Annotated in this window: 3 protein-coding genes; all 3 read left to right on the top strand. The window is 68.2% G+C overall.

From position 1 onward, the window contains the following. Positions 1–275: 275 nt before the first annotated feature. Positions 276–1,364 carry a redox-regulated ATPase YchF gene (ychF, locus tag H5J30_RS07090; RefSeq protein ID WP_181786300.1) on the top strand — a complete coding sequence of 363 codons (1,089 nt, stop codon included), beginning with the start codon at positions 276–278 and terminating at the stop codon, positions 1,362–1,364. A gap of 1,133 nt (positions 1,365–2,497) precedes the next feature. Next, positions 2,498–6,700: a LamG-like jellyroll fold domain-containing protein gene (locus H5J30_RS07095; RefSeq protein WP_181786301.1), complete on the top strand. Its 4,203-nt coding sequence runs from the start codon at positions 2,498–2,500 to the stop codon at positions 6,698–6,700. 167 nt (positions 6,701–6,867) lie between these two features. After that, positions 6,868–12,165: RHS repeat domain-containing protein (locus tag H5J30_RS07100; protein WP_181786302.1), on the top strand; the 5,298-nt coding region annotated here is incomplete at its 3' end.

A 12,165-nucleotide genomic window follows, 5' to 3' on the forward strand; every position in this document is an offset into this window, starting at 1 on the left:
CGCGGCCGCGGACGGGTCGGGCTCGCGGGCCGGTCGCGGGACGTGAGCCTGCCGTCGCTCTCCGTCAGGATCCGTATTCGTACGGTGATGCTGCATCGCTCCACGGTAGGCCCCGCGGCAGGTGAAACCCCGCGTGGGGCACAGAATGCGCTCATTCGGAGTGCCGGAGTCCCACAGGACGCACACACGGGGCGCGCGGAGACACCCGTAGAATCGTCGGCGGGGTCCCCGCCGTGTCGCGCCCCCGTCCCCGTACCTCGTAGGAAGTCGTTCACGTGTCGCTCACGATCGGAATCGTCGGCCTGCCGAACGTCGGCAAGTCGACCCTCTTCAACGCCCTGACCAAGAACGAGGTGCTGGCGGCCAACTACCCGTTCGCCACCATCGAGCCCAACGTCGGCGTCGTCGGCGTCCCCGACCCCCGCCTCGCCACCCTGGCGGGCATCTTCGGCTCCCAGCGCATCCTCCCGGCGACGGTCGACTTCGTCGACATCGCCGGCATCGTGCGCGGCGCGAGCGAGGGCGAGGGCCTGGGCAACAAGTTCCTGGCCAACATCCGCGAGTCCGACGCGATCTGCCAGGTCATCCGCGCCTTCCGGGACGAGAACGTGGTCCACGTGGACGGCAAGGTCTCGCCCAAGGACGACATCGAGACCATCAACACCGAGCTGATCCTCGCCGACCTCCAGACCATCGAGAAGGTCCTCCCGCGGCTCCAGAAGGAATCCCGCATCAAGAAGGACCTGGCCCCCAAGCTCACCGCCATCGAGGAGGCCAAGGCCATCCTCGACGCCGGCCAGACCCTCTTCGCCGCGGGCATCGCCCAGGGCACCGACCGCGCCGCACTCCTCCACGACCTGCACCTGCTGACGGCGAAGCCCTTCCTCTACGTCTTCAACGTCGACGAGGACGAACTGGCCGACGAGCCCTTCAAGGACGAACAGCGCGCCCTGGTCGCCCCGGCCGAGGCCATCTTCCTCAACGCCAAACTCGAATCCGAACTCGCCGAACTCGACGAGGCCGACGCCCTGGAACTCCTCCAGTCCGTAGGCCAGCAGGAACCGGGCCTGGTCACCCTGGCCCACGTAGGCTTCGACACCCTGGGCCTCCAGACCTACCTCACCGCAGGCCCCAAGGAGACCCGCGCCTGGACCATCAAGAAGGGCGCTACGGCCCCGGAGGCGGCGGGCGTGATCCACACGGACTTTCAGAAGGGCTTCATCAAGGCGGAGGTCATCTCCTTCGACGACCTGGTCGCCACGGGCTCGGTCCCGGAAGCCCGCGCAGCGGGCAAGGCCCGCATGGAGGGCAAGGACTACCTGATGCGCGACGGCGACGTAGTGGAATTCCGCTTCAATGTTTAGGCCCCGCGATACCGCGAACCCGGGGAATTAGCAAACCACCAGGTCAGACGGGTGTGACCCGAATTCGGGTCACACCCGCTCGCGTACCGTGGCTGGATTTTGGCTAGATGGCCTGACGGCTCGTCACCTGTCGTCATCTGTCGTTCTCCGCACGCTGGCTGGATTTCGGCTGGAGAACGCCGAACGGCGGGTCCGCACGGACGGGATGTACGCCCGCGTCGGCCGAGCAATCGAGGGAACGCACCCCCCCCGGGACCCGGCGCGTGTGAATGGCACCGTCGCCACCCCCGCGGGCCGCCCGGCGGGGCCGCTCGGCGGCCCGTTCCCCCTCGAATCCTCGGCGGGGGACCCAGAACATGGGAACAGGTGGAGAACCCGGAGAGCGGGGGGCAGCTAGTGATCACTACCACTATCCGGGTCAAGCGATAGACGTCCGGTCGCCGGTTCGTGTCCTTGGCAGGGCACCACACAGATGGGAACGGTCGTAGGCCCTGGTCACCGGGCGCACGGATCACCATCGAGTCCACTTTGCCCCTCTGAAGCTCCAGCGTTGTTCGCAGTCGCTGACGGGACGTTGTGACACCTGAGTGAGGAATGGGGGCGGAGTCTCTGGCGGGTATTGCCGGAGACTCCCGCGTGGAGCTGCTGTACCTGGTCAGTGCCACGCTGCTGCGTGCTTGGTCCTGGTCGTTGGCACCCCGCGCCGGTTACTGGCGGGCGGACACAGTGCGGGCTGGCTCTTTAGCTGGACATGGCCGGCCTGCCGGTCCGGGGGTGCCTGAGCGGCTGACAGCGTGTCTTCAGCAGGGGTGGCGGTCGGGGGGATCGCACGTGTGTGCCCGTATCTCTTCGGAAGTGTCCTGACTTGAGTGTGCTTTGGGTTATATCAGCTGTGCTTTGTTGAAGTACCTATGCCTGAAGGGGCAATTGGTGTGATGTAAGTCACGAGCGACGGGGGTGAATTGCCAGTTTTGCCCGCTAAGAAGGTCTAGTCCAGTCCTGCCCATCCCGTTAGGTTGACGCGACGTTACGTTCCGTTGTCTCAGGGGTGGGGCTCTGTGGTGATGCGTGGGCGATGGCAGCGATATCGGGCTTGGCTGACAGCGGGGTTGGGCACGGCGCTGCTCCTCGGGATGGCGCCCGTCGTGGAAGCGGGTGCGGTTCCGGGCAGCACGCGCGCACCTTCGGCGGCCTCGGACTCCAAGGCGGGTGCGGCGGCCGAAGGCACCCGAGCCGCGGGCACCGAGGAACAGGCGGCCGCACTGGCGGAACGTACCGGTGAGCCGGTGGAGATCGCCTCGCTGCGAGGCGAGTCCAGTGAGGTGTTCGCCGCTCCCGATGGGAACTTGGAGGCGCGCGAGTACTTGCGGCCTGTACGGACCCGTGTGGGCGGCGAGTGGAAGGCCATCGATACCCAGCTCGCCCCGGCCGCCGACGGCATGGTGGCGCCGGGTGCGACGACCGTGGGGATGGAGTTCTCCGGCGGTGGAACGGCACCGTTGGTGCGGATGTCCAAGGCCGGGCGGGAGTTGTCGCTGTCGTGGCCGGACGCGCTGCCGCAGCCGCGGCTGGAGGGGGATGCGGCCGTCTACCCGGAGGTGCTGCCGGGGGTCGATCTGCGCATGGGGGTGCAGGCCGACGGCTTCACCCAGTTGCTCGTGGTCAAGTCCGCCGAGGCGGCGCAGAATCCGGAGTTGGCGGAGCTTCGGCTGCACTTGGGCGCGACGGGGATGTCTGTGCGCGAGACCGCGGCCGGCGGCCTTGAAGCGGTCGATGCCGGAGCCGGGGGTGCGGTGTTCGAGGCACCCCAGCCGGTCATGTGGGACTCCAGCGGCGGGACCACTCCCGGCGCCCGCGGTGCGGCCGGCAGCGATCCTGCGGCGGATGAGCCGGCGGCGGGGGAGTCGGGCAAGCTGGCGCCGGTCGATGTCCAGGTCGCCCAGGCGCCTGACCAGTTGGTGCTCACGCCGGATGCGCAGGTGTTGAAGGGAGCGGACACGGTCTATCCGGTGTTCATCGACCCGCAGTGGTACTCGCCGCGGGCGTCGGCGTGGACCTTTGCCTCGAAGTACTGGGCGTCGTCGCCGCAGTGGAAGTTCAACGGCGAGAACAACGCCGGGATGGGCTACTGCGGCTGGGACTACTGTGCGCCGCACGACACCAAGCGCGTCTTCTACCGCATCCCGACTTCCCGGTTCGCGGGCAAGTCGATCCTGTCCGCGGAGTTCGTCGTCCGCAACAACTGGTCCGCCTCCTGCTCCGAGCGGAGCGTCGAGTTGTGGCGGACCGAGGACATCAGTGCGTCGACCACGTGGAACAGCCAGGATGCGGGTTCCGGGTTCTGGCTCGACAAGCTGGACACGCGATCGTTCGCGTACGGCTACGACGGCTGTGCCGCGAAGGACGCCGAGTTCGGCATCAAGGCCGCGGTGCAGCAGGCGGCCAACAACAAGTGGTCGACGATGACGTTCGGGCTGCGTGCGGCCAGCGAGGACGACAAGTACGCGTGGAAGCGGTTCTCGGACAAGGCGTTCCTGCGGGTGAAGTACAACCGTCCGCCGCCGCAGATCAAGATGGCGCAGCTCACCATGGAGTACGGCGGGGTGTGCAAGCGGCCCGGTGAGAAGGCCCGTATCCGCTCGTTGGGCAAGATCCAGGCGACCGAGGTCCGGGATCCGGACGGTGACAACGTCGCGGTGCAGTTCCAGGCCAAGTGGGACGGTGGTAGCTGGAAGCCTGCCAAGAGCACTTCCAGGCCCTCCGGCTCCACCTTCTGGATCGCGTTGCCGAATTCAGGTCCCGACGCCATCCCGAAGAACAAGGATGTGAACTGGTATGCCCGCGCCTATGACGGGGCGCAGTGGTCCCCCTGGTCGTACGCGGGCGATACGAAGACCGCCTGCTACTTCGTCTGGGACACGAACGAGCCCGCGGCGCCCACCGTCGTGTCAGGTGAGTATCCGGAATCCGATCCGGCGGACCCGAATGATCCTTGGCTCGACGGAGTGGGCCAGTACGGGACGTTCACTCTCGACTCGCCCTCGTCAGATGCGAACCGCTACTGGTACGGCATCAACGGCGACCCCGTCCCCGGCAATCAGATCTCCACTTCCGGCGGCGCTGCCAGGGACGTGAAGATCCTTCCGACCCGGTCCGGGTTGAACTTCATCACCGTCCAGTCCTTCGATACCGCTGGGAACAACAGTGAGATCCGCACCTACCAGTTCCGCGTCAAAGCCGGCCAGCCGGATCGTGCGACGTGGCAGCTCGACGAGCCGGCCGGTGCCACCCAGGCGGAGGGCTCCACGCCGCCGCGGACGCTGGGCCTCAAGGGCGGGGCGGCCACCGGCGCCGCCGGGATCGACGGCACCGCGCTCGGGCTGAACGGCACCGACGCCTACGCGGTCACTGATCTGTCAGCGGTCAACAACACGGGCGGTTTCACCGTCTCGGCGTGGGCGAAGCTGGACGCCAAGCCGACGACCGGCGCGGCGGTGGTCGCTTCGCAGCCGGGTAACGAGCGGATGGGTTTCGCGCTGCACTACGCGGCCGCCCATGACCGCTGGATCTTCAACGGATTCTCCGCCGACACCCCCGACGCCACCGTCCACCGGGCCATGGCACCCAACCCCGGCGGCGTCCAAACCGGCGCCTGGACCCATCTCGTCGGCTCCTACGACTCCGTCGAGGACAAGCTGCGGCTGTTCGTCAACGGCACCCTCGTCGGCGAGACCCCCTTCGTCAGCACCTGGAACGCGCGCCGAGGTCTGCAACTCGGCGCCGGCTCGGCGGCCGGAGTGGCCAAGGACTTCTTCCCCGGCACCCTCGACAAGGTCCAGATCTTCGACAAGCGCATCGCCCAGGACGAGGTCGCCAAGCTCTACGCCAAGCAGACCATCGGCGACCCCGGCCGCCCCGCCATCGCCGTCTTCGAACTCGACGAACCGGCCGGGGCCACCGAGATCTCCGGCCGCGGCGGCGTGCTCCCCGCCCGCTACCACGGCGGCGTGACCACCGGCGTGCCCGGCGTGGCGGGCAAGGCGGCGAAGTTCAACGGCACCGACGGCTACGCCCGAATCGGCCAGACCTCCGGACCGCACATCAACAGCGAACGCTCCTTCGCCGTCGCCGCCTGGGCGAAGCTGGACGCCAAACCGGACCGCCAGGCGACCGTCGTCGCCCAGGCAGGCGAGTTCGCCCTTGGCTTCGAGCTCTACTACTCCGCCGCCTACGACCGCTGGGTCTTCAACCAGTACGCCTCCGACACCCCCGGCGCACCCATCATCCGCGCCATGGCCGACCAGCCGGGAGACGCCTACGCGGGCACCTGGGCGCACCTGGTCGGCGTGCACGACACCACGGCCAACACCCTCACCCTGTACATCAACGGCAAGAAGGCCGGCTCCACCACCCTCGTGGACGCCTTCTACGCCGCCGGCTCCATGTACGTCGGCGCCGTCTCCGTCAACAACACCCTCAAGAGCCACTTCCCCGGCACCATCGACGACATCCGCCTCTTCGACCGACCCATCTCCCCGGCCGAAGTGCAGCAGCTCTACAAGCAGCGTGCCTTCGTCAAGGGCCGGTGGCTGTTCGAGGAAGTGTCGGGCAGTCCCCCGGCCACCACCCCGGACGCCAGCGGGGAGGGCAGGCCCATGACCCTGGAGGGCGGAGCGAAACTGGGTGCAGGCTGGATCGACTTCTCCGGCCTGCAACTCGACGGCGTCGACGACCACGCCGCCGCGAGCATGCCGGTGGACACGTCGGGCAGTTTCACCCTCACCGGCTGGGCGCAGGCCGCGGCCATGCCCGGCGGCGCGGTGACCGTAGCCAGCGCCGAAGGCGGCGCCACCAACGCCTTCTCCGTCCGGTATCTACCGGACGCGGGCGATCCGAACGCGCCGGGAAGATGGCAGGTCGTGCTCCCCTCATCCGATGCCGCGGATGCGCCGGTGGTACGCGCGGACAACGCGAACTTCTACGACGTACGCGAGTGGAACCACCTCGCCCTGGTGTACGACGGCTTCGCCCGGGAGCTGAAGCTGTACGTCAACGGCGTGCTGGAAGAGACCGCCTGCGCTGATAGCGATGGCGACGGTGAGCCCGACCAGGCCGGGTGCAAGGACCTGGTGCCGTGGGCGGAACACGCGCAGTCGTTCAAGGCCACCGGTGAACTGCAGATCGGCCGTGCGAAGAGAGCCGGCGGCTTCGATGAGTACTTCCCCGGCACGATCGATGACGTCTGGGCCTTCCAGGGCCCGCTGAGCGAAGACCAGGTCGCCTGGCTCGCCTCCCAGTGGTTCGACGTGCCCACCCAGGTGCCGCCGGGCGGCTGACGCACCGCCGAATTCCGCCAGCAAGTCTTCGATCTTCTCTTCTGGTGCCCGCTGCTGTCCGTCGGCGGGCGCCGCGCCCGGGAGGGGCAAGCATGAGCATGATCAGAGCGCGTGTGCGTATCGGGGCCGGGCTGCGCCGGAAGGTGGCTCTCGGTGCGGCGGCGGTGATGAGCGCCACTCTGCTGCAGGCAGCGGCGCTACCGGCGGCCACCGCCGACAGCGGCGGACTGCCCCAGGCGCCCTCACCCGGCGAGGCAGTCCCCGGCAAGGCGGGCAAGGTCAAGCCTCGCACTCAGAGCGAAGGCCCCCGCACACCGGCACGAGCCCCCGAGACCTTGTGGCCCACACCGGGTAGCACGACCGTCGAGATACCAGCCGCGGACGCCCGCAAGGAGGGTTCGGCTGGTGGGCAGCCCATCCGGCTGATCGGTGGCAAGGCCGATAGGAAGGATGCTGATCGACTCGCGACCGGCCGGGCCGAAATCACGACCTTGGACCGCACAACAGCGGAGAAGACCGGTGCCAACGGGCCCGTATTCAGCATCACCGGCAAGGACGGTACGCAGGGTCGTGCCGGCGTCGAGCTGGACTACAGCAGCTTCGCGGAGGCATACGGAGGCAGCTATGCCTCCCGGCTCACGCTGGTCCAACTGCCCGCCTGCGCACTGACCACCCCCTCCAAAGCGGCCTGCCAGACGTCAGCCCTTATCGCGACGACCAACGACACCGAGAACCAGACTCTGACCGGCGACGCGGTCGCTCTGCGCGCCGGCGAGCCGACAGTCCTGGCTGTCTCCACCGCTGCGGAAGGTGACCAGGGTGACTTCAAGGCCACCCAGTTGTCTCCCTCTGCCACCTGGAACACCAACCTGAATACGGGCGACTTCACCTGGGAGTACGACCTTCCCGTCCCTGACGTGCCCGGTGAGCTGACTCCGAAGGTCGGCCTGTCGTACTCCTCCGGTGGCGTCGACGGCCGTACAGGCGGTACGAACAACCAGTCCTCGTGGGTGGGCGACGGTTTCGAGATGTGGCCCGGGTTCATCGAACGCCGCTACAAGCCGTGCGCGGACGACGGGGTCGAGCACCCCGACGGCAACAAGCCCGCCGATCTGTGCTGGGGATACGACAACGCGTTCATCTCCTTCAACGGCCAAGCCGGTGAACTCGTCCCGGCCGGCGCCGACGAGTGGAAGCTGAAGAAGGACGACGGCACCCGCATCAAGCGCCTCGCCTCCGCCGACCGCGGCAACGGCGACAACGACGGCGAATACTGGCGGCTGACCGACCCCAACGGCATCCGCTACTACTTCGGCTACAACCGCCTGCCCGGCTGGGCCAGCGGCAAGGAGACCACGGGCTCGGCCTGGAAGGTCCCGGTGTTCGGCGACGACTCCGGCGAGCCGTGCCACGATGCCGCCGGCTTCGGCTCGTCCTGGTGCCAGCAGGCCTGGCGCTGGAACCTTGACTACGTCGTCGACCCGCACGGCAACGCCATCTCCTACTACTACCACCAGGAGGAGAACTCCTACGGCCGCAACCTGAAGGCGGACAACAACACCCGCTACACCCGCGGCGGCAGCCTGGACCGTATCGAGTACGGGCTGAAGCACTCCTCGGTGTACGACACGAAGCCCCTGGCCAAGGTCGACTTCAGCAGCGCCGAGCGGTGCCTGCCCAACGCGCAGACGACCTGCGACTCGATCGGCACCGACTCCGCGTACTGGTACGACACGCCCTGGGACCTGAACTGCGGCGAAACGGCCACGTGCGATCAGGGCCGGTACTCGCCCAGCTTCTGGACCCGCAAGCGCCTGACCGAAGTGACCACCGAGGTCCTCAAGAGCGACGGGACCTACGGCCCGGTCGACTCCTGGAAGCTGGCACACCGCTGGGGCCAGGCCGACATCGACTACCAGCTCCTGCTCGACTCGATCCAGCGCACCGGGCACACGGCCACTCCGGCGATCACCCTGCCGAAGACCACCTTCGCCTACACGCAGATGGCCAACCGCCTGGACAAGACCGGAGACGGCTACGCGCCGTTCATCAAAGCCCGGCTGTCCACCATCTCCGACGAGTACGGCGGCCAGACCACCGCCAACTACTCCGGACCGACCTGTGACTGGAACGCGCTGCCCACTCCGCAGACGAACACCACCCGCTGCTTCCCGCAATACATCGGCGGCAGCGCCACCGCCGATCCGGAACGGCAATGGTTCAACAAGTACGTCACCACGTCCGTGACCGCCTCCGACCGCACGGGCAGTTCCCTCGACTCCGTCACCCGGTACGAGTATCTGGGCGGGGCGGCCTGGCACTACGACGATGACGACGGGCTGACGAAGGAGAAGTTCAAGACCTGGTCGCAGTGGCGCGGCTACGGCCAGGTGCGGGTCAGAACCGGCGGGGAGGGCGGCGGCGCGGCGATGGAGTCGCAGTCGGACACCTACTTCCTGCGCGGAATGCACGGTGACCGCGAGAGCCCCGCCGGCGGCACCAAGAACGTGTCCGTCAGCCTCGGCAGCGGCGAGGGCGACCCGCTCGCCGATCATGAGTCGGCTGCCGGATTCGCGTACAAGACGGTCGAGTTCTCCGGCCCGGGCGGCAAGGTGCTGAACAAGGCCGTCAGCAGGCCCTGGCACCACCAGACGGCGAAGAAGGAACGCAACTGGGGCACGGTCACCGCCAACTTCACCGGCGCCGCGCAGCGCAAGACCTTCACCTCCCTGGACAACGGTGCCGGCACCGACTGGCGCACCACCCAGGTCAGCAACACCTACGACACCGTCGCCGGGCGCGTCACCCACGTCGATGACTTCGGTGACACCTCCACCGCGTCCGACAACCGCTGCACCCGCACCACGTACGCGACCAACGCGGACGAGAACATCCTCACCCTGCCCGCCCGGGTCGAGACGGTCGCCAAGGGCTGCGACGGGACGGTCGACCGCACCAAGGACGTGATCTCCGATACCCGCACCGCCTACGACGGCGACGCCATCACCGCCGCAACCGGCAAGCCGACGAAGGGCGACGCCACCGCCACCGCCGTACTGAAGTCCCACACCGCCTCCGAGGCGGTCTACCTGGAGTCCGGCGCAACCTACGACGCCTACGGCCGCGAGACCAGCAGCACCGACCTGACCGCGAACCTGGTGTTCGACGCGGCCGGCACGTTCGTCTCACGGACGCAGCGGGACGACGGCCGCACCGACAAGACCCAGTACAAGCCTGCCAGCGGCCTCGTCACCCAGGTCGTCACGACGAGCCCGCCGGCCAAGGCCGCAGACGCCACCACCGCGCAGACCACGACCACGGACGTGGGCACGCTACGCGGCCTGCCGATCAGGGAAACCGACACCAACGGAAAGGCCACCGAGTTCGCCTACGACGCACTCGGCCGCTCCACCAAAGTCTGGCTGCCCGACCGCAAGACCAGCCAGCTACCGACCCATGAGTTCGACTACCAGGTCACCGAGGGCAAGCCGGTCGCCGTATCCACCAAGACCCTCACCGAGGGCGGCGGCGGTCAGCTGACCTCCTACCTGCTCTACGACGGCTTCCTGCGCGAACGCCAGACCCAGAGCCCTGGGCCCGATGGGGGGCGGCTGGTCAACGACGTCCACTACGACGAGCGCGGCCTGAGGGAGAAGATCTTCTCCCAGTACTACACCACCGGCGCCCCGGCCGCGGCCCTGTTCGAGCCGATCGACACGCTGAGCGTGGAGTCCCAGACCTGGTTCGGCTACGACGGTCTGGGCCGTGTCATCAAGGAGGAGCAGGTCTCCGGCAACGGCGAAGGCAATCCGCACCGGGTCCTCGCCACCACGAGCACCAGCTACCACGGCGATCGCACCACCGTCATCCCGCCGCAAGGCGGCACCGCCACCACCACGCTGACCGACGCCCGCGGCCAGACCACCGAACTGCGCCAGCACCACGCCCGCGCGGCCGAGGCCGCTTACGACACCACCCGCTACACCTACACCCCCCGCGGGGAACTGGCCAAGTTCACCGACCCCGTCGGCAACGAATGGTCCTACCGCTACGACCAGCTCGGCCGGCAGACCACGGCGAACGACCCCGACAAGGGCACCACTACCTCCACGTACGACGACCGCGGCCAGCTCACCACGACCACCGACGCCCGCGGGGTGAAGCTCGCCCACGTCTACGACGGTCTGGGCCGCAAGACCGAGCTGCGCAACGACTCCCCGACCGGAACCCTGCGGTCCCAGTGGGTCTACGACACCATCGCCGGCGCCAAGGGACAGCTCGCCACCTCCACCCGCTACGAAGGCGGCGCCGCCTACACCTCCCGAGTCACCGCCTACGACCAGCTCTACCGGCCGTACAGAACAGCCGTCACCATCCCCGCCCAGGAAGGCGCGCTGGCTGGCACCTACCAGGCCGGCACCTCCTACCACCCCAACGGCCTCGTCCAAGGCGAGACCTACTCCGCGGCCGGATCACTCCCCGGCGGCGGCATGACCTTCGCGTACGACGACATCCTGCGGCCCACCAAGGCCCAGGGCCTCTGGGGCAGCTCGTCCATCCTGGAGTACCGCCACACCGGCCAGCCGATGCAGTACGACCTGGCCGCCGGCGACGGCAGCCGGCGCGCCAGGATCACCAACACCTACGAGTGGGGCACCCAGCACCTGAAGAACTCCCGCGTGGACCGGGAGAACGTCCCCGGTGTCGATAAGTACGCCACCTACGCCTACGACGAGACCGGCAACATCACCTCGGTCTCGGACGTCAACCGCACCGGCACCGACAACCAGTGCTTCACCTACGACTACCTGCGCCGCATGACCGAAGCCTGGACCGAAGCCGACGAGAACTGCGAGACGGCACCGTCCCCAGGCATCGTGGGCGGCCCGGCGGCGTACTGGCAGTCCTTCGCCTACGACAAGGCCGGCAACCGCACCACCCACACCGACCACACCGCGCCCGGCGGCGCAGCCCAGGACACCAAGTACACCTACAACTACCCCGCCCCCGGCCAGCCGCAGCCCCACGCCCTCACCGACGTGACCAGCACCGGCCCCACGGGCACCAGCACCGACAGCTACACCTACGACAAGGCCGGCAACACGAAAACCCGCAGCCTGTCCGGGAGCACCCAGAACCTGACCTGGGACGCAGAGGGCCACCTGGCTTCGGTCTCGGAACCGGACGACGCCGGCGGCACGAAGAGCACCTCATACCTCTACGACGCCGACGGCAACCGCCTCATCGGCCGCACCTCCAGCGAGACCACCCTCTACCTCGGCCACACCGAGGTCACCCTCCCCAAGGGAGCCACGAAGGCGAAGGCCACCCGCTACTACGACCTCGGCGACGGCCACCAGGCCGTCCAGGAAAACGACGGCAGCGTCTGGTTCACCATCGCCGACCACCACGCCACCGGCCAACTCGCCGTCAACGCCGCCAACACTGACCTCCAGCGCCGCCGC

The sequence above is a fragment of the Streptomyces phytophilus genome (genome assembly GCF_013870535.1).
In the GTDB taxonomy this organism is placed as follows: domain Bacteria; phylum Actinomycetota; class Actinomycetes; order Streptomycetales; family Streptomycetaceae; genus Streptomyces; species Streptomyces phytophilus.